Annotated in this window: 17 protein-coding genes; 14 read left to right on the top strand and 3 right to left on the bottom strand. The window is 64.7% G+C overall.

What is annotated here, in order from left to right:
• Positions 1-22: 22 nt before the first annotated feature.
• Complete coding sequence (gene speB / locus FJ434_RS03540; protein WP_140748768.1) at positions 23-1,084, bottom strand: agmatinase; 1,062 nt, start codon at positions 1,082-1,084, stop codon at positions 23-25.
• Between the two features lie 210 nt (positions 1,085-1,294).
• On the opposite strand from speB, the gene gcvA reads away from it, so the two are divergent.
• The 8 genes from gcvA (at position 1,295) to FJ434_RS03580 (ending at position 10,016) form a co-directional block, all read left to right on the top strand.
• Positions 1,295-2,266, top strand: coding sequence for a transcriptional regulator GcvA (gene gcvA, locus FJ434_RS03545; protein WP_140748771.1), 972 nt, complete (start codon positions 1,295-1,297; stop codon positions 2,264-2,266).
• A gap of 119 nt (positions 2,267-2,385) precedes the next feature.
• Positions 2,386-3,690: a nicotinate phosphoribosyltransferase gene (gene pncB, locus FJ434_RS03550; RefSeq protein ID WP_140748774.1), complete on the top strand. Its 1,305-nt coding sequence runs from the start codon at positions 2,386-2,388 to the stop codon at positions 3,688-3,690.
• Positions 3,691-3,709: 19 nt separating this feature from the next.
• Positions 3,710-5,140 (top strand): hypothetical protein, encoded by a 1,431-nt coding sequence (locus FJ434_RS03555; protein ID WP_140748776.1) that lies wholly within the window; start codon positions 3,710-3,712, stop codon positions 5,138-5,140.
• Between the two features lie 158 nt (positions 5,141-5,298).
• Positions 5,299-6,603, top strand: a complete 1,305-nt coding sequence (locus FJ434_RS03560) for an ABC transporter substrate-binding protein (RefSeq protein WP_140715448.1) — start codon at positions 5,299-5,301, stop codon at positions 6,601-6,603.
• Positions 6,604-6,734: 131 nt separating this feature from the next.
• Entirely contained in the window at positions 6,735-7,616 is an 882-nt protein-coding gene (locus FJ434_RS03565) for a branched-chain amino acid ABC transporter permease (RefSeq protein ID WP_140748779.1), read from the top strand.
• Positions 7,613-8,575: a branched-chain amino acid ABC transporter permease gene (locus tag FJ434_RS03570; RefSeq protein ID WP_140748782.1), complete on the top strand. Its 963-nt coding sequence runs from the start codon at positions 7,613-7,615 to the stop codon at positions 8,573-8,575. The genes FJ434_RS03565 and FJ434_RS03570 overlap by 4 nt, the downstream gene beginning before the upstream one ends.
• Positions 8,572-9,297, top strand: coding sequence for an ABC transporter ATP-binding protein (locus FJ434_RS03575; protein WP_140508321.1), 726 nt, complete (start codon positions 8,572-8,574; stop codon positions 9,295-9,297). The genes FJ434_RS03570 and FJ434_RS03575 overlap by 4 nt, the downstream gene beginning before the upstream one ends.
• Positions 9,294-10,016 (top strand): ABC transporter ATP-binding protein, encoded by a 723-nt coding sequence (locus FJ434_RS03580; RefSeq protein ID WP_140508323.1) that lies wholly within the window; start codon positions 9,294-9,296, stop codon positions 10,014-10,016. Before FJ434_RS03575 ends, FJ434_RS03580 begins: the two co-directional genes overlap by 4 nt.
• 84 nt (positions 10,017-10,100) lie before the next feature.
• On the opposite strand, the gene FJ434_RS03585 is transcribed toward FJ434_RS03580, so the two are convergent.
• The gene (locus FJ434_RS03585) at positions 10,101-11,519 is read right to left on the bottom strand and encodes a sodium:proton antiporter (RefSeq protein WP_140748784.1); all 1,419 of its coding nucleotides are present in this window, start codon (positions 11,517-11,519) and stop codon (positions 10,101-10,103) included.
• A gap of 34 nt (positions 11,520-11,553) precedes the next feature.
• Positions 11,554-12,168 carry a bifunctional nicotinamidase/pyrazinamidase gene (gene pncA, locus FJ434_RS03590; RefSeq protein WP_140715458.1) on the bottom strand — a complete coding sequence of 205 codons (615 nt, stop codon included), beginning with the start codon at positions 12,166-12,168 and terminating at the stop codon, positions 11,554-11,556.
• Positions 12,169-12,499: 331 nt separating this feature from the next.
• On the opposite strand from pncA, the gene FJ434_RS03595 reads away from it, so the two are divergent.
• The 6 genes from FJ434_RS03595 to FJ434_RS03620 are packed head-to-tail and all read left to right on the top strand — an operon-like array spanning position 12,500 to position 19,561.
• Entirely contained in the window at positions 12,500-13,354 is an 855-nt protein-coding gene (locus tag FJ434_RS03595; RefSeq protein ID WP_140748787.1) for a xanthine dehydrogenase family protein subunit M, read from the top strand.
• Positions 13,351-16,104 (top strand): molybdopterin-dependent oxidoreductase, encoded by a 2,754-nt coding sequence (locus tag FJ434_RS03600; RefSeq protein WP_140748790.1) that lies wholly within the window; start codon positions 13,351-13,353, stop codon positions 16,102-16,104. Before FJ434_RS03595 ends, FJ434_RS03600 begins: the two co-directional genes overlap by 4 nt.
• Positions 16,101-17,642 carry a 6-hydroxynicotinate reductase gene (locus FJ434_RS03605; protein ID WP_140748793.1) on the top strand — a complete coding sequence of 514 codons (1,542 nt, stop codon included), beginning with the start codon at positions 16,101-16,103 and terminating at the stop codon, positions 17,640-17,642. The genes FJ434_RS03600 and FJ434_RS03605 overlap by 4 nt, the downstream gene beginning before the upstream one ends.
• Positions 17,642-18,526, top strand: a complete 885-nt coding sequence (locus tag FJ434_RS03610) for a UPF0280 family protein (RefSeq protein WP_140748796.1) — start codon at positions 17,642-17,644, stop codon at positions 18,524-18,526. The genes FJ434_RS03605 and FJ434_RS03610 overlap by 1 nt, the downstream gene beginning before the upstream one ends.
• Positions 18,519-19,103, top strand: a complete 585-nt coding sequence (locus FJ434_RS03615; RefSeq protein ID WP_140715468.1) for an amino acid synthesis family protein — start codon at positions 18,519-18,521, stop codon at positions 19,101-19,103. Before FJ434_RS03610 ends, FJ434_RS03615 begins: the two co-directional genes overlap by 8 nt.
• Positions 19,100-19,561 carry a MarR family transcriptional regulator gene (locus tag FJ434_RS03620; protein WP_140508339.1) on the top strand — a complete coding sequence of 154 codons (462 nt, stop codon included), beginning with the start codon at positions 19,100-19,102 and terminating at the stop codon, positions 19,559-19,561. Before FJ434_RS03615 ends, FJ434_RS03620 begins: the two co-directional genes overlap by 4 nt.
• Positions 19,562-19,564: the final 3 nt, after the last annotated feature.

Consider the following 19,564-nt stretch of genomic DNA (forward strand, 5'->3'; position numbering starts at 1 on the left):
GGCGGCCGCCTTTCTTTGATCGTCAGGCGCCCTTGTTTCTGAGGGCCGGGCTGAACACCATCAGGCTCAGGATCTCGAACAGCACCTGGGCGCCGGCATGCGCGGTGTTGGTGGTCGCGTCATATTGCGGCGCCACCTCGACGACGTCGCCGCCGACGATGTTGAGGCCCTTGAGGCCGCGCAGCAGTTCAAGCACTTCGCGTGTCGTCAGCCCGCCGACTTCCGGCGTGCCCGTGCCCGGCGCGAAGGCCGGGTCGACGCTGTCGATGTCGAAAGACACATAGGTCGGGCCATCGCCGACTATTCTGTGCGCCTTCTCGATGATGGCGGGAATGCCGAGTCCGGTCACCTCCTCGGCATGGACCACGGTCATGCCGGATTCGTAGGTGAACTCCCACAAATATTCGGCCGAGCCGCGGATGCCGATCTGGATGGTGCGCGTCGGATCGAGCACGCCATCGAGCACAGCGTTGCGGAAGGGGCCGCCATGGTGGAATTTGGTCAGGTCGAACAGGCCGCTGGTGTCGCAATGGGCGTCGATGTGAATCAGGCCGACCGGCGCCTTCTTGCCGACCGCCTTCAGGATCGGGTGCGTGATCGAGTGGTCGCCGCCGACCGACAGCGGAATGACACCGGCGTCGACGATCTGGTTGATGCGCCGTTCGATATCCTCATGGCTGGTCTCCAGCCGGTAGCGGCTCTGGAACGGAACGTCGCCGATGTCGGCCACCCTGAGCTCATGCGTCGGCGCGCATTCCAGCACATGGTTGTAGGGGCCGATGCGCTCGATGGCCCGCAATGCGCGCGGCCCGAAGCGCGAGCCCGGCCGATTGGTGACGCCAAGATCCATCGGCACGCCAATGATCGCCACCTGCAGGTCGCCGAAGTCCGGATTTTCGGCGGCGATTTCACGATAGGGCGCGGTGAGGAAGGTCGGGATGCCGGAATAGGGCGCCAGCCGCGTGCCGCTCTTGGAAAAAATCTTGTCCGCGACCTTGCGGAATTTCGGGTCGAACATCTCGCCGCCATGGCTCTCGCCATATTTGCGACGCAGCGCGTCGAGCTTGCCGCGATCGTATCCCATATCCGCTCCTCCTCAGCCGATGCGGTGTTGCCGTCGGTGACTTCGGGCGAACCGACCGTCATCCGGCCGGGCCGCTGTCCCGCTGGCTGTCCGCAGATTTCACGTCTTGATGTTGTCTTGGGGCAAAGTGTCCGGCAGCCGCCTTGAAAAAGCAATTGATATTGTTAGGGTGTTTTCTGTGAGAAAATCTCACAATGAAGCCGAGCATCCATGGCCAAGCGCTTGCCACCTCTCAACCCGCTGCGCGCCTTCGAGGCAACGGCGCGCCATGCCTCGTTGACCAAGGCTGCGAGCGAACTGAATGTCACCCATGGCGCCGTCAGCCACCAAATCAAGGCGCTGGAGCAATCGCTTGGCGTCAAGCTTTTCGAACGCGTCGGCCAGCGGGTCAAATTGACCCCGCACGGCGCCGAGCTCTTGCCTGCGGTATCGGTTGCGTTCGACGGCATCGCTGCCGCCACGCAACGGCTGACCCGACCGGCAAGCAGCGGCGCGCTGTCGGTGTCCTGCGTGCCGGCGCTGCTGCTCTTGTGGATGACGCCGAGGCTGGGCAGCTTCACCGCGCAATACCCCGACATCCAGCTGACGCTCATTCCCTCCAACGATCCCAGGGATATCCGGGCGCCGCATATCGATGTCTGCGTGCACTATGGCGATGGCAGCTGGGCCGATTGCTGGATGCGCAAATGGTCGGGCCTCGAACTGTTTCCCGTGGTCAGCCCGACGCTGATCAACAACCGGCCGATCCGCAATGTTCGCGACCTTGCCGACCATGTCTTGCTGCATGGTGACGACGGCCGCGAGTGGCACACCTGGCTGGCCGCCGCCGACGCGCTGGACCTCGAGCGCGGCCGGCGCCATCATCTCGGCGATGCGCGCATGACGGCGGAAGCCGCCGTCCACGGCCATGGCGTGGCGTTGGGCGACTCGGTGACGGCAAGCGCGCTGCTCGCCAGGGGCATGCTGGTCGCGCCGTTCAGCCTGTCGGTGCCGGCGGTCGACGACTTCTATGTCGTTTGCCGCAACGAGATGCGGGCGACGCCGATCGTGCAGGTGTTCATTGACTGGCTGTTCGCCGAGAAGGCCGGGGATGACGGCCGCGCCGACGCCCCGGTGGCGGGCCGCCTCGTCACCCGCCGCAAACGTCCCGCGCTCAAGGTGATGGGCGGTAAATCTTCGTAGCCGCACGCAGGACTTTCTTTTTGTCGGGCCAGCCTGAAAGCGGGCAGCGTTTTGGTCAATTCGATGCTATGAGGCCTGTCGCTATTGTGGTGGCAGGGCAGCGAAGGCGGTAACGAGACATGGCCAAGACCGATATTGCGCGGCGCGTCTACAACCACACCTGGAAGCTCGACCCGATCGTGCGCAGCCTGCTCGACACCGACTTCTACAAGCTTTTGATGCTGCAGATGATCTGGGGAATGTATCCCAAGGTCGACGCCACCTTCTCCCTGATCAACCGCACCACCTCGGTGCGGCTCGCCGACGAGATCGACGAGGGCGAATTGCGCGAACAGCTCGACCATGCCCGCACGCTGCGCTTCTCCAAGAAGGAGATGATCTGGCTGGGTGGCAACAATTTCTACGGCCGCAAGCAGATTTTCGATCCGGAATTCCTCGCCTGGCTGGAAGGTTTTCGGCTGCCCGACTATGAGCTTTCCAAGCACGACGGACAATACGAACTAACTTTCTCCGGCCCCTGGATGTACACGACGCTGTGGGAAATCCCGGCGCTCGCCATCATCAACGAACTCCGATCTCGCGCGGCCATGCGGGCCTATGGGCCCTTCGCGCTCGATGTGCTCTACGCCCGCGCCAAGGCCAAGATGTGGGCCAAGACCGAACGGCTGAAGGCGCTGCCCGGCATCCGCATTTCCGACTTCGGCACACGCCGTCGCCATTCCTTCCTGTGGCAGCGCTGGTGCGTGGAGGCGCTGAAGGAGGGCATCGGCGAGGCATTCACCGGCACCTCCAATGTTCTGCTGGCCATGGACAACGACCTCGAAGCGCTCGGCACCAACGCGCATGAACTGCCGATGGTGTTCGCGGCACTCGCCAATTCGGAAAAAGAGCTGAAGCAGTCGCCCTATAAGGTGCTGCAGGACTGGCAGCGCTACTATGGCGGCAATCTGCTGATCGTGCTGCCCGACGCCTTCGGCACCGCCTCCTTCCTGCGCGACGCGCCGGACTGGGTCGCCGACTGGACGGGCTTTCGCCCCGACAGCGCGCCGCCGATCGAGGGCGGCGAAAAGATCCTGTCCTGGTGGCGCGAAAAGGGCAAGGACCCCAGGCAGAAGCTGCTGATCTTCTCCGACGGGCTCGAGGTCGAAACCATCGAGGAGACCTACCGCCACTTCAAGGGCAAGGTGCGCATGTCCTTTGGCTGGGGCACCAATTTGACCAATGATTTCGAAGGCTGCGCGCCGACCGAAACCAAGAACCTCGACGCCATATCGCTGGTCTGCAAGGTCACCGAGGCCAATGGCCGGCTGGCGGTGAAGCTTTCCGACAATCCAGCCAAGGCGACCGGCGATCTCAAGGAGATCGAGCGGTATTTGAGGATTTTTGGGCAGAAGGATCGCGTGGAGCAACTGGTCAAGGTTTGAGGTTGAAGGCTCGCGCGGGATGGAAAACCTGGATAGGTCGAGTTCCGCCGTAGAACGCCACTGTCCGTCACGGGCCCTCTTGCTTGCCGCCTTGTGGCTCGTCTCCCCCACCACCGCCTTCGCCCACGCCTCCGATCGCGGCCACGTCCTGCTTCTCCCCACCGGCTATTACCTGATCGGCGGCGCCTTCGCCGTAGCAGCCAGTTTCCTCGTCCTGGCATTGCTCCCACCCGACACCCTCGGCCTCCTTTGGCGCCGGCGCCTGCCGCTATTCGCCTTCGGCGACAGCACCCGCGCCACCATCAGCCTGATCTCCTTTGCCGGCTTTGCAATTTTCATCGCCGCCGGCTTGCTCGGCAGCCGCGACCCCCTCTCCAACCCGCTGCCATTGGTGATCTGGACGCTGCTATGGGCCGGTCTGACCCTGCTGCAAGGCGTGCTCGGCGATCTCTGGTCGTGGCTCAACCCCTGGTGCGGCCCTTGGCGGCTGCTGTCGCGCGGCAGAAGCGATGACGCGCAACTTCCGCAGTGGCTTGGCTGCTGGCCGGCCGTCATCCTGTTCTTCGCCTTTGCCTGGTTCGAACTCGTCTATCCATCCCCTGACGATCCGGCGCGTCTGGCATGGGCAGCCGGCCTCTATTGGCTGCTCACCTTCATCGCCATGCGGGTGTTCGGCTACGACAAGTGGAGCCACAGCGGTGAATTCCTCGGCGTCTTCTTCTCGATGGTTGCCCGCTTCGCGCCGGTCGAGCGCGGCGACAAAGGCCGTCTTGCGCTGTGCTGGCCGGGTGCCAGGCTGCTCACGGCCGAGCCCTTGCCCGCCAGCGGCATCGCCTTCCTGCTGCTCGCTTTGTCCTCGGTCTCCTTCGACGGGCTGTCGAAGACCTTCTTCTGGCTCGGCCTGTTCGGCATCAACCCGCTCGAATTTCCAGGCCGTACGGCGGTGATCGGCAGCGGCAGCCTTGGCCTTGTCCTGGCATTTGTGCTGCTCGCCGGAGTGTTCCTGGTTGCGGTCCTCCTCGGTCAGTGCCTTGCCGGCAGCGATAGATCGCTCGCCCAGGCGGCGGGCCTGCTGGTGTGGTCGATCGTGCCGATCGCGCTCGCCTACCATGTCGCGCACTATCTGACGGTGCTGCTGGTCGACGGCCAGTATGCATTGGCCTCCCTGTCCGATCCGTTCGCGCTGCGCTGGAATCTGTTCGGCACCGCCGACATGCAGGTCGAAGCCGGCGTCGTTGCCGGCGCAGCGTCAGCGTGGTGGCTGTGGAATGTCCAGGCCGGCGCCATCATCCTTGGCCATGTGCTCGCGGTTCTCGTCGCCCACGGCCTTGCCTGGCGCCTGCATCCGCAACCTGCCCGCGCCGCGCTCAGCCAGTTTCCGCTCACCGTCTTGATGATCGCCTACACCATTTTCGGTCTCTGGCTGCTTGCCACGCCGACGGTCGGATGAGACAAGCCATTTCCTATGGGTCATGCCCTGACGGAAAGCTCGCTTGCCAGGCCAAGCCTTTGGTGATTTAGTTTGTACACATGCAATTTTGCATCCTCTTGCCGAGGATGTTCGAGCCGCCTTATCGTTGGTCAAAACGCAAAAACAGGGGAACGAACGTGACTGACAAGAACGGATTTTTCGACCTCTCCAAAACCACACTCACCCGCCGCACCGCGCTGAAGGGGATCGCCGCTGGTGCCGGCCTCGCCATGGCGCCCGGTTTCGTCCGTTATTCCCAGGCGCAAAGCTCCGCGCCGATCAAGATTGGCTTCCAGTCGCACCGCACCGGTATCGGCGCCGCTTACGGCCGCTGGTACGAGAAGACCACCGCCGCCGCCATCAAGGCGATCAATGCCGCCGGCGGCATCAACGGCCGCCAGGTCGAGGTGATCATCGAGGACGACGGCACAGATCCCGGTCGCGGCGCCGAGGTGGTCGGCAAGTTCGCCACGCAGCACAAGACCGACATCGTTTTCGGCACACTGTTCTCGCACGTCGTCATCGGTTCGGCTCCGGCCGCCGGCGAAGCCAAGATGCCCTATTTCGTCGTCAGCGAAGGGCATCATGTCGCCTCGACCAAGCTCAACCGCTACGTCTTCCAGCCCGGCATCACCGACGTGAAGAGCCAGATCCAGTCGATGGCGCCGTGGATCGCGGCCAATGCCGGCAAGAAGGTGACGCAGATATTCCCCGATTTCGCCTTCGGCTACGACCATCGCGATTACCTGCCGCCGGCGCTGAAGGCGCAAGGCGCCGAGGTGATCGCGCAGATCGCCATTCCGCCGACGGAGAGTTCCTTCACCAAATACTTCCCGCAGATACCGGCCGAAACCGAGGTGATTTACCACGTCATGGTCGGTCCGGCGGTGCTCACCTTCGTCAAGGAGCTCGGCGAGTTCTACGGTTCGAACCGGCCGCAGCTGTTCGGCTTCATCGATTCGCTCGAAGCCGTCGACATCAACAGCCCCGGCCTCGAATTCCTCGACGGCAGCCATTTCTGGGAAGGCTCGCCGCGCTACGCCCAGCCGGATGACACCGAAGCGCAGAAGGCCTATCGCGCCGCCGTCGGCATCGACGACAATGGCGCCGCCGTCGGCGACCCGAAGGACGTCTCCACCGCCGCGCACATGTTCGGTTGCTGGGAAACGCTCTATGTCGTCAAGAAGGCGATGGAAGACGCCGGCTACAAGGGACCGGAAGACCGCGCCAAGCTGGTCGAGGCGACCGAAGCGCTGAAGGAATTCGCCGAAGGGCCGGAGCATCCGCAAGGACCAAAAACCTTCAACGGCAAGATCCACCAGTGCTTTGGCATCCAGAACATCTCCAAGGTCGAAGGCGGCAAGCTGAAGGTCGTCCACAAGACCAAGATCGAGGACGGGCTTTACGAAGCCGAAGGGGATTACACGACGCAGGCGCTCTAGGCTCATTCCAGCAAGCGTGAGCGCCAAGCCACCCCCCTCTGTCCTGCCGGACCTGGCCCTGCGCTATCGCTCCGGGCCGGCCGGCAGGTCAGAGGGGGGCGCTTCGCGCCACCCTATCGGACGTGTAATCGATGCACTTCGGCCCCCACCTCCTCCTCGCAACCCTCGAAGGCCTCGTCACCTCGGCCGTGCTGGCGCTGACCGCGCTTGGCTTGTCGCTGGTGTTCGGCGTCATGCGCGTCGTCAACGTCGCCCATGGCGAGTTCTTCATGCTCGGCGCCGTGCTTGCATGGGCCATCACATCGGCAATCGGCGGCCATCCGGCCCTCGGCTTCCTGGCGGCGCTGGTGATTGCGCCGCTGATCGTCGGCGCCATCGCGTTGATTGCCGAACGGCTGGTGCTGCGCCGGCTCAATTACAATCCGGAAGCCACCATCGTCGCCACCATCGGTATGCTCTACATCATCCAGCAGCTGGCGCTGACCTTCTATGGTCCCGAAGCGCGACCCGTCGAGCCGCCTTTCAGCTACCGCATCCTTTTGCCGTGGTTCGGCTATTCCGGCTACAAGTTGTCTGTTATCGCCGCATCCGCTCTCTTGTTGATAGCGACATGGCTTGTGCTGACGCGCACGAAAATCGGCCTGATCATGCGTGCCACGCAATATGACAGCGAAACGGCGCAGGCCTTCGGCATCCCTGTCGGCCGTGTCTATGGCGGCGTCTTCGCGCTCGGCGCCATGCTGGCGGCGATCGCCGCGGTGCTGATCGTGCCGATCAGCCAGGCGCACTACCTGATGGGGCAGGACCCACTGCTGCTGTCCTTCATCGTGGTCATCATCGGCGGTCTCGGCTCGCTGCGCGGCACCGTCGTCGCCGCCGTACTGATCGGCCTGTCCGACGGCATCATCTCGATGTTCTTCTCGCCGACGTTGGCCAAGATCATCGCCACGCTGCTGGTCGCCATGGTGCTGGTGTTCCGGCCGCAAGGCCTGTTTGGGACGGCATCGCGATGAGCGAAGCTTCGCCGGCAAAGGCGTACGCGCTGCACCTCGGTGTGATTGCCCTGCTCTTCGTGCTGAGCTTCCTGCTGCCGGAGTATTATCACGGCCTGCTCGCCCGCATCATGGTGCTGGCGGTCTTCGCGATGGGCTACAACATGCTGTTCGGCTATGTCGGCCTGCTCAGCCTCGGCCATGCCATGTTCTTTGGCGCCGGGCTTTATGGCGCCGGCCTTGCGGTCATCCAGCTCGGCTGGAGCGTGCCGGCGGCATTCGCCGCGGGTCTCGGCTGTGGGGCCGTTCTCTCCCTGATCATCGGCCTCTTGGCGCTGCGCACCACGGGCGTCGCCTTCATGATCGTCACCATGATGTTCGCCCAGGTGTTTTATCTCGCCATCCTCTATTTCGCGGCCTGGACCGGGGGCGACCAGGGCATGGTCGTGCCGCAGCCGGCGCGTGTCCTCACTTTCGGCGGAACCTCGCTCGACCTCACCGATCCGACCGTGCGCTACATGAGCGCGCTGGCGCTGTTCTCGCTCGTGCTTCTGATGATGCTCGCCATCGTCCGCTCCCGCTTTGGCCGCGTGCTGGTCGCCATCCGTGAAAACGAAGAGCGCACGAAGATGCTGGGCTACGACACCTTCTCCAACAAGCTCGCAGCCGTCGTCGTCTCCGGCACGATCTGCGCGGCGTCCGGCGCCGCCTACGCGCTGCTGTTCGGCTATGTCGGCTCGAGCTTCGCCTCGGTGCAGTATTCGATCCTGCCGCTGCTGTGGGTGCTGCTCGGGGGTGCTGCCACAACGCTTGGACCGCTGATCGGCACGCTGTTCATGTACTATGTCATCGACGTCACCAGCGGCTACACATCGGCGTATCTGCTCATCGTCGGCATCGCGTTGATCCTGCTTGTGCTGTTCTTCCCGAAGGGCATTCTCGGCAGCATCCGCCAGCGCTGGCTCGGGTGGTTGCCATGACGCCGCTTTTGACCACCAAGGGTCTGTCGCGCAATTTCGGCGGTTTGCGCGCCGTCGACAGCGTCGACTTCACCTTGATGCCCGGAGAAATCCGCGCCGTCATCGGCCCCAACGGCGCGGGCAAGACCACCTTCGTCAGCCTTGTCAGCGGCCGCATCCAGCCCTCTTCGGGGGCGATCCTCTTCGACGGCGCCGACATCACCGGCCTGCCGGCCTATGTCAGGGTCCGCCAGGGCATCGCCTACACATTCCAGATCACCAGCGTCTTCGCCAACCTCAGCGCCTATGACAATGTCGCGCTGCCGGTGCAGCGCACGCTGAGCGACGGCCGCTCGAAGGGTGCGGTACGGGCCGGCGTCATGTCGGCGCTCGAACGCACCGGGCTGGCCGGCCGCGCCCATATGCCGGCCGGGCAATTGTCTTACGGGCATCAACGATTGCTGGAAGTGGCGATGGGCCTGGCGCTGAAGCCGCGCCTGCTGATCCTCGACGAGCCGACGCAAGGCCTGGCCGACAGCGAGATCGATAATTTCATCGAACTCGTGCGCGACATCGCCAAGAACGCCACCGTGCTGCTGATCGAGCACAACATGCCGGTCGTCATGCAACTCGCCGACCGCATCACCGTCTTCAACGCCGGCAGGATCCTGGCCGAGGGCACCCCGGAAGCGATCCGCGACAACGCCGCGGTGCAGGACGCCTATCTGGGGACGGCCCCATGAGGGAGACGAGCAAGACCGATGCACTGGTGATCTCGGGGCTGGACTGCTTCTATGGCGAGGTCCAGGTGCTCTACGGGCTCGATCTCGTGCTGAACAAGGGCGAGGTGCTTTGCCTGTTCGGCCGCAACGGCGCCGGCAAGACGACGACGCTGAAGGCGATCATGGGCCTGGTTCCAGCGAGTGCCGGCTCGATCAGGCTCGCCGGGCAAGAATTGACCGGCCTGCCGGCGCATGACGTGCCGAAGGCAGGCGTCGCCTATGTGCCGCAGGGAAGGCGGCTGTTCGCCGAGATGACTGTGGCCGAGAACATCGCGATCGGGCTGATGGCGCGCGGCAAGGGCAATGCGACGCGCGAGAACGTTCTCGACCTCTTCCCGCTGCTGCGTCAGCGGCTGCGGCAGCGCTCCGGCACCTTGTCCGGTGGCGAGCAGCAGATGCTGGCCATGGCGCGTGCGCTCTGCCTCGAGCCGCAGGTGCTTTTGCTCGACGAGCCGACCGAAGGGTTGATGCCGTCGATGATCGCCAAGATCCGCGAGACGGTGTCAAAGCTGCGCGAGATGGGTGTCTCCACCATCCTGGTCGAGCAGCGGGTCGATGCCGTGCTGTCGGTCGCCGATCGCGTTTGCTTTATCGAGAACGGCCGCAACCGCGAGACGGTCGATGTCGAGACCTTGCGCGCCGACCCGTCGGCGGTCAGGCGCTATGTCGGTGTCGGCTGACGGGAGCAATTCCAGGAAAAGTGTGCAGCGGGTTTTTCCGGGAAAGCGTGTAGCGCTTTAGCCCGGGAATTGCGTCGAATGGATCTAGCCAAAGAACAGAAACCCCGCGATCAAAAAGGTCGGGATCAGCACCAGCCCGGACCACAGCATATACCCGAAGAAGCCCGGCATCTTGACGCCGCGATGCCTGGCAATGGCATAGACCATGAAATTGGGTGCGTTGCCGATATAGGTGTTGGCTCCCATGAACACGGCACCCGCTGAGATCGCGGCAAGCGTCGAGGCGAACTCGGTCATCAGGTGCTGAGGGTCGCCGCCCGCCAACTCGAAGAACACCAGATAAGTCGGCGCATTGTCGAGGAAGGACGACAGCGCCCCGGTCAGCCAGAAATAGGCGAGGTCGTTTGGCGCGCCTTGCGCCGAGGTGACGAGCGCGACAAGCGGCGCCAGCGCGCCGTCATGGCCGGCCCTCAAAATGGCGACGACCGGAACGATGCAGGTGAAGATGCCGGCGAACAATTTGGCCACTTCCGCGATCGGACCCCAGTTGAAGCCGTTCGCTTCGCGGTGGCTCTTATACGAGAGGGGAAGCGATAGCAGGGCCAGCACGAGGATGATCGCGTCGCGTATCAGGTTCTGCAGCTCGAGACTGACGCCGAACATCAAAAAGCTCACGCCCGGTTTCCAGGCTGCCGACAGCAGGATGGCGCCGATCACACCGGCCAACAGCGGAAGGTTGGCCACGCCGCGCAGGCGCACCTTCGTATCCGGGGTCGGATCCTTGATCTTCGGCGCGCCGGCCTCGCGCCGATGCAGGATGAGGTCGATCGCCAGGAACGCCGCCAGCACGACGACGCCGACGAACAGCGTCTCCCGGTAGAGGTTGGTGGTCGTCCAGAAGAAATCGACGCCGCGCAGGAAGCCGACGAACAGCGGCGGGTCGCCGAGCGGCGTCAGCGAGCCGCCAATGTTGGACACCAGGAAAATGAAGAAGATGACGACATGGGCATTGAAACGCCTGTTGTCGTTGGCGCGCAGGATCGGCCGGATCAGGATCATCGAGGCGCCGGTCGTGCCGATCACCGAGGCAAGCAGCGCCCCGACGATCAGCAGTCCGGCATTGACCAGCGGTGTGCCGTGAATATTGCCGGCAAGCAGGATGCCGCCCGAAATCGTGTAGAGCGCAAACAGCAGGACAATGAACGACATGTATTCGGTGAGCAGCGCGTGCAGCACCGCCTCGGTTGCCGCCGGGGCACCGAAGGCGACCGCGAGCGGCACGATCACCAGCGCCGCCCACAAGGCGGTGATCTTGCCGTAGTGGTGTTCCCAGACATGGTGGAACAGCAGGGGCCCGGTGGCGATCGACAGGAGCAGCCCGGCAAAAGGCAGCGCCCACCAGAGCGACATCGTGGCGCCAGGCAGGCCGTGTTCTTCAGCCGCGAATGCCGATACCGGAAACAGCATCGCGACGACGATCGCACCGGCCGTCCCGATCGCCATCGGCAAAGATCCCCTTCTGCCCCCCACGGTGCGGTCAGCCGGACGTGTGATCTTCGAGCGTCACGCCGGCATCGCGCATTCTCGCCAGCATTGTCTCGAGCGATCCGTTGAGATCGATGCCACGGCAGGCATCGAGCCTGACCGTGGTTCTAAAACCCTGTTTGACCGCATCCAGCGCCGAGAAGGCGACACAGAAATCGGTCGCCAGGCCGACCAGGGTCAGCGTGTCGATACCGCGCTCCCGGAGATAGCCGGCGAGCCCGGTGGGCGTCGCGTGATCGTTCTCGAAGAAGGCGGAGTAGCTGTCGATGGCGGACCGAAAACCCTTGCGGATGACGAGCTCGGCCTTTGTCCAGGCAAGGCCGGAATGGAAATCCGAGCCGAGACTGCCCTGAATGCAATGGTCCGGCCACAAAGTCTGTGGGCCGTAGGGCATCTCAATCATCGAAAAGGGCTGCGCGCCGGGATGGCTGGAGGCAAAGCTGGAATGGCCGGCGGGGTGCCAGTCCTGCGTCAGCACGACATTGTCGGTTCGCCGGATCATGTCATTGACCAGCGGCACGATCTCGTCGCCGCCGGCCACCGCCAGCGCGCCGCCCGGGCAAAAATCGTTCTGCAGGTCGATGACAACGAGCGCTTCGTCGGCCATGGGGCCTCCTTCCTGTCAGGCTAGGGCTCGGGCTCCGAACGAGGGGCCCGGCGAAAGAAAAAGCCGCTGGCGCGACCGGAGGGAGAAACTTGACCAGATGGCGGGCCGCGTCAACCTCCAGCGGCGTAACAAATGCGTGGCGATGCCAGCCACATTGGCACCGGCGTAAACTCTGGCTTTGACAATTTCCGCCGTCTTGATATCATTTGCATACGAATGAATTTGCCGGATTGAAACCGGCAAGATATTCCCGGGGGTAAGCTCCCTGGGAGGGCCGGTTTCGGGAAAGGCCCATCTTATTGGGAAGGCCCATCTTGTTGGAAGGCAAAGCGTGATCCGTTACGCGAAACCCACCACGGTCGACGAGGCGCTCGCGCTGCTTGGCGAGGGCGCCTGGCGTATCCTTGCGGGCGGCACGGATTTCTATCCGGTGCAAGGCAGCAAGCCGTTTCGCGACAATGTGCTCGACATCAACGGCCTGGCAGCGCTGCGCGGCATCGCCGAGACCGGCAGTCACTGGATCATCGGCGCGCGCGCGACCTGGACCGACATCATCCGCCATCCCTTGCCCCCGGCCTTCGATGCGCTGAAACAGGCCGCGCGCGAGGTCGGCTCGGCGCAGATCCAGAACGTTGCCTCGGTCGCTGGCAATCTCTGCAACGCTTCGCCGGCCGCCGACGGCGTGCCGGGATTGCTCGTGCTCGACGCCGAGGTCGAGCTGCGCTCGGCGGCGGCGACACGCCATCTGCCCTTGGCGGAGTTCATCCTGGGCAACCGCCGTACGGCCTTGCAGCCTGGCGAGATGGTGACGGCCATCCACGTGCCGAAACCCACCGGCACATCGGCCTTCGTCAAGCTTGGTGCCCGGCGCTATCTCGTCATCTCCATAGCCATGGTGGCGGTGCGTCTGGTTGTCGAGAATGCCAGTGTCGCGGATGCGGCCGTCGCCGTCGGCTCCTGTTCCGCCGTTGCCAGGCGGCTTGCCGGTATCGAGGCGGCGTTGCGCGGGCTTCCCCTGGATGCCGGGCTTGTTGCCGCGGTTCGTTCGGCGCCGATGGCTGAGCTGTCGCCGATCGCCGATGTGCGCGGCAGCGCCGAATACAGGCTGGACGCGGTGCGCGAGATCGTTGCCCGCGCCGTGCTCGAGGCCGCTGGAAAGCCGGCAGGCGACAAGGTGGCCGCATGAGCATGGATCGCGCTGATATCGCCTTCACGGTCAACGGCGCCGCCGTCTCGGTCAACGTGCCGCCGCTGCGCCGGCTGTCCTCGGTGCTGCGCGATGAATTGCGGCTGACGGGAACAAAGGTCGGCTGCGACGCCGGCGACTGCGGCGCCTGCACGGTGCTGGTCGACGGCGACCCCGTCTGCGCCTGCCTGACGCCGGCGGCCTCGGCTGCCGGCACCGCGGTGACGACGGTCGAGGGCCTCGCCAATGGCCGGCTGTCGGCGCTGCAAGCCTCGTTCCTGGCGCATGGCGCCGCGCAATGCGGCATCTGCACGCCGGCACTGCTGGTCGCGGCAACCGCGCTGCTGGACACGAAACCCAGGCCGACCGAGACCGAGGTGCAGGATGCGCTGGGCGGGATCCTCTGCCGCTGTACCGGCTACCGGAAGATCATCGCGGCGGTGATGGAGGCTTCCCTCCAGGCCGCGAGCCTGGATTTCCGTCTGCCTCGGTCCTGCCACGCCATCGGCGCGTCACCGATCAGGCTCGACGGTGTACCAAAAGTGACCGGGGCCGAGAAATTCGGTGGCGATTCTTTCCCGGCCGATGCGCTTGCCGTGCTGGTGATCCGCTCGCCGCATTATCATGCCGGCTTCGCCTTCGGCGACATCGATGGTTGGGCAAGCCGCCATCCCGGTATTGCGGGCGTCTTCACGGCCGCCGATATCCCGGGCAAGAACTGCTTTGGCGTTATCGGCCCGTTCGCCGACCAGCCGGCGCTGGCCGAGGGCGTTGCCCGGCTTCGCGGCGAGGCGGTCGCCCTGGTCGCCGGCGAGCGCGAGGCGATGCTCGATCTCGATCTGTCGGATTTCCCGGTCCGCTGGACCGAGCTCCCACATGTTCTCCAGCCTTGCGACGCGCAGGCCACAGGTGCGGCGCTGATCCACGAAAGCCGCCCGGCCAATTTGTTGACCAAGGGCTTCGTCGAACGCGGCGATCCCGAGTTAGCACTTGCCAGTGCGGCCTTCACCGCGAGCGGCACGATCGACACCTCCTATGTCGAGCACGCCTATATCGAACCGGAAGCCGGCTATGCCTATCTCGACGGCGACACGCTGGTCGTCGTCGCCTGCACACAGGCGCCCTATATGGACCGCGACGAGACGGCGAAGGTGCTTGGCCTTGCCGTCGACAAGGTGCGCATCGTGCCGACCGCGACCGGCGGCGGCTTTGGCTCCAAGCTCGACGTTTCCCTGCAACCTCTCATCGGCCTTGTGGCGCTGAAGACCGGGCGGGCGGCGGCGCTCGCGTACACCCGCAACGAATCCATGATGTCGACCACCAAGCGCCATCCGGCGCGGATGAAGGCCACCATCGGCGCCGACGCCGACGGTTACGTCACCGGCATGGTCTTCGAAGGCGATTTCAACACCGGTGCCTATGCCAGCTGGGGGCCAACGGTCGCCAACCGCGTGCCGGTGCACGCCTCCGGCCCCTATGCGACGCCGAACTACCGCGCCGAGGGCCGCGCAATCCACACCCATGGCCCGATTGCCGGGGCCTTCCGTGGCTTCGGCGTGCCGCAGGCGACGATCATGCAAGAGACGCTGTATGACGAACTCGCCGGCAAGCTCGGCATGGACCGGCTCGACTTTCGCCTGAAGAACTGTCTTCGGAACGGCTCCGAAACGGTTACCGGGCAGCTTCTGGAGTCTGGCGTCGGCATTGCCGAATGCCTTCAAGCCCTGCGGCCGCATTGGGCGCGGGCGACGGCCGATGCGGATGCTTTCAACAGTGCCAGTATCGATAGAAAGCGTGGCGTCGGCATCGCTTCGTGCTGGTATGGCTGCGGCAACACATCGCTGCCCAATCCGTCGACAATCCGGGTCGGCATCGTGGCTGACGGCGCGGTCATCCTGCACCAGGGCGCGGTCGATATCGGCCAGGGCTCCAACACCGTCATCACGCAGATTTGCGCCGACGCGCTCGGCCTGCCTCTGGAAAAATTCCAGTTGAAGAGCGCCGATACGGCGATCAGCCCCGACGCCGGCAAGACTTCGGCCTCGCGACAGACTTTCGTCACCGGCAAGGCGGCCGAGAAGGCGGGCCGCGCCCTGCGCGAAACAATCCTGCGCTTTGCCAATGTCTCGGACAAGGCTTCCCTTCAACTGGATGGCCCGGCGATCGTCATCCGCGAAGGCGAGGCGACACGCCGTATCGATCTTGCCTCGCTCGAGATGGATGCCGACGGCTTCGTCTTCCGTGCCGAGGAGACCTATGACCCGCCGACGCTGCCCCTCGATGCCAAGGGCCAGGGTAAGCCCTACGCGGTCTATGGCTATGGCGCGCAGATTGCCGAACTCGAGGTCGACCTCAAGCTCGGCATGGTCAAGCTGATCAGGATCATCGCCGCGCATGACGTCGGCAAGGCGATCAATCCGCTGCTGGTCGAGGGCCAGATCGAAGGCGGCATCGCGCAAGGCATAGGCATGGCATTGATGGAAGAATACATACCCGGCCGCACCGAGAACCTGCACGACTATCTCATCCCGACCATTGGCGACGTGCCGCCGATCGAGACCATCCTTATCGAGGTCCCCGATCCTGAAGGGCCATTCGGCGCCAAGGGCCTGGGCGAGCACGTGCTGATCCCGACGGCGCCGGCGATCCTCAACGCCATCCGTCACGCCACCGGCGTGCTGGTCACCAAGGTGCCGGCAACGCCAAGCCGCATCCTGGCGGCCATCCGCGAGAAGGAGGCACGCGCATGAGCGAGCTTGCCGAACGCTTCGAAACCCATGATCCCGGCGAGAAGCTGGTGGCGGAAAAGATCCGCTGCGATGCCTGTCCCGTCATGTGCTACATCGCTGACGGCCGCACCGGCGCCTGCGATCGCTATGGCAATGTCGCGGGCCGGATCGTGCGCATGGACCCGCTGACCATCCTGGACCATGCGGCCGAGACCGGCGCCGCCATGGTGCCCTTTGTCGCCGAGGGCGAGCAGTGGGACGGCGAGCTGGTCAACACCGGCCGCCGCTTCGTCACGGCAATCGGCGCCGGCACCACCTATCCCGACTACAAGCCCGCTCCCTTCATCGTCAGCCAGGAAGTCGAGGGCGTCGATCTCGTCACCGTGGTCACCGAGGGCATCTTCTCCTATTGCGGCGTCAAGGTGAAGATCGACACCGACCGCCATATCGGACCCGAAACGGCTATTGTGCGGGCCGAGGGTGAGGCGATCGGCCATGTCACGACGGGAGAATACGGCTCGCAGATGCTGTCGCTGGGCGGCGTGCATCATCTGACCGGCGGCTCCAAGGCGGAAGGCCGCGCTACCTGCGACGCGCTGCTCAACCTGTGCAACCGCAAACCAGTGGAGCTCAGCATAGCCGGCGGCGCCACGGTCGTTGTCGAAGCCGGCAAACCGCCCGTCATCGACGGCAAGCAGGAACATCGCATGCGCGTCGGCTGCGGCTCGGCAACCATCGGCATGTTCGCCACGCAATGGCGCGGGCTGGTCGACGAGGTGGTGGTGGTCGACGACCACATCACCGGCGTCGTCTCCGAACACCAGGCCGGAAAGGTACTGGGCTGGCACGATACCGGCATCAAGATCATCGGCCGCCGCTCGACACCGGGCCGCTATTTCAAGGTCTCCGAGCCAGGATTGGGCTGGGGTGGCACCAGCATTTCCGATCCGCTGTCGATTCTTGGCGAGTGGAATGCCAAGAAGGGCGCGCGCCCCGGCCTGTCGCTGCTGATGGTTTCGACCACCGGCGAGCAGTTCGCTTATTACGAGCTCGACGACGAGCTGAAACCGGTGCAGAAGCCGTTTCCCGATCGGCTGCGGAAATCGGTCAACCTGATCGAGGACAATTGCGAGCCGGCCTTGTGCACCGTGCTGTTCATTGGCGGCGCCGGCGGCTCGCTGCGTGCCGGCGTCACCGAAAACCCGGTCAATCTCACCCGCTCCGTGCAAGGCCTGAAAACCTATGTCACCGTGGGCGGCGCGCCGGTCTATGTCTGGCCGGGCGGCGGCATCACGCTGATGGTCGATGTCACCAAGGTTCCGGAAGGCGCCTTCGGCTATGTGCCGACGCCGGCGCTGGTGGCGCCGATCGAGTTCACCCTGCGTCGCGACGATTACCTCAGGCTCGGCGGCTACGAGGCGGAGATACGCAGCGTCGCGGACATCGTCGCCAAGGGCGGCGAGTATCTCAATCCCCGGCGCGGCACGGGTGCTGCAACCCAAAATCCATGGCCGCCACTGGCGCAGTTGCGCCGCACGGGCTCGGACGGGGCCGGCTGATGCACGGTCCGCAAGCGCATTGGCTGCAGGACGGCAAGCGGCTGCATCTCAACCATGGGCCGATCGACCTGATCGTCGAGGCTTTTGGTGATGCCGATGAGTGTCGCGCGGCCTACGCCCAAGCCGTCGCGCGCTTCCAGACGATCCTGATCGAGTTGGTCGAGGAGCTTCCCGAACTGCGCCTTCCTGCATTCTTCCTGGCGCCGCGCGTCTTCGCCGGCCCGACGGCGCGCCGCATGGAAGCAGCCGTCATGCCCCTGGCGGAATGCTTCATCACCCCGATGGCCGCCGTTGCCGGATCGGTAGCCGACGAAATGATCGCCGCGCTGCTTGCCGGCCGCAAGCTCGACCGCGCCTATGTCAACAATGGCGGCGACAGCGCCCTCCATCTCGACAAGGGCACGTCGATTGGCTTGGCGGTCGCCGGCACCGGCAACGGCATGGCCGACCGGATCACGATCCGCGCGCAAGATGGCGTGCGTGGCGTCGCAACCAGCGGCTGGCGTGGCCGCTCCTTCTCGCTTGGCATTGCCGACGCCGTCACCGTGCTCGCGCGGACTGGCGCCGAGGCCGATGCGGCGGCGACGCTCATCGCCAACGCGGTGGACCTGCCCGGCAATGCCGCCATCAGGCGCATTCCCGCACACGAGCTGTCGCCCGACAGCGATCTTGGCGCGCGGCTGGTGACACAAGGCGTCGGCACGCTTGCACCTGATGAGGTGGCGCGGGCGCTGGACAATGGCCTTGCCGTCGCCGAAGATTTTCGCCGCCGCGGCCTGATTGCCGCATCGGCGCTGTTTCTTGGCGGGGAAGCCCGTATCAGCGGCTCCGTTGCACTGGCCGCGTCCAACAAGCATGAACCGGAGGAAGTTGCCCATGCCTGAATTTCCGATCCGCAAGATCGCGGTGCTGAGCGAAGAGATCTTTCACGAAGGCGGCCCGGTCGCGGAAGTGCCGCGCCGGCGTGCCGCCGCCATGGCCGTGGTCAGGAATCCGTTCGCGGGGCGCTATGTCGAAGATCTGCAAAGCGCCATGGACGATCTGAAGCCGCTCGGCCTGCTGCTCGCCGACCGGCTGATCGCCGCACTCGGCGGTGACGTGAAGCAGATCGATGGCTACGGCAAGGGCGCCATCGTCGGCACGGCTGGCGAACTGGAACATGGTGCGCTGTGGCACGTGCCGGGCGGTTACGCGATGCGCGAGCGGCTGGGCGATGCCAAGGCGATCGTGCCCTCGGCCAAGAAGGTCGGCGCCTTCGGCTCAAAGCTCGACGTGCCGCTCGGCCATATCAACGCCGCCTATGTGCGGAGCCATTTCGACGCCATGGAAGTCGGCATCAGCGACGGCCCGCGTCCTGACGAGATCCTGTTCTGCCTCGTCATGACCTGCGGCCCTCGCGTCCATAACCGCATGGGTGGCCTCGCGGCGGACGACATAAAAGCCTGGGACGGGTTGCGGTGAGCGGCGGGGACAACCTGCTCAAGCTGGTCGAGGCCGAAGAGGCCGACGACCACGACTACCTGCTGCAGGAACAGGTCGGCTTCATCCTGCGCAAGGCGCACCAGCGCCATGTCTCGATCTTCGCCGCCCGTATCGCCGATCTGACGCCGCCGCAATTCGCGGCCCTGGCCAAGCTGCGCGATGTCGGCGAGACCTCGCAGAACCAGCTCGGCACGCTGATCGCCATGGATGCGGCGACGGTGAAGGGCGTCATCGACCGGCTGAAGGCGCGTGGCTTTGTCGAGCTTTCCAGGCATGAAGTCGACAAAAGGCGGCTGCTGGTCAACCTGACGGCCGAGGGCCGCGACGCGATCGAGCGCCTGATCCCGCTTGCAAGGGAGATCACGCAGGAAACGCTGGCGCCGCTCACGGTCAAGGAGGCCGCCACTTTCATGAAGCTGCTGGCGAAGCTGGCGTAGATT

It is taken from the genome of Mesorhizobium sp. B2-5-13 (assembly GCF_006440535.1).
Classification (GTDB): Bacteria; Pseudomonadota; Alphaproteobacteria; order Rhizobiales; family Rhizobiaceae; genus Mesorhizobium; species Mesorhizobium salmacidum.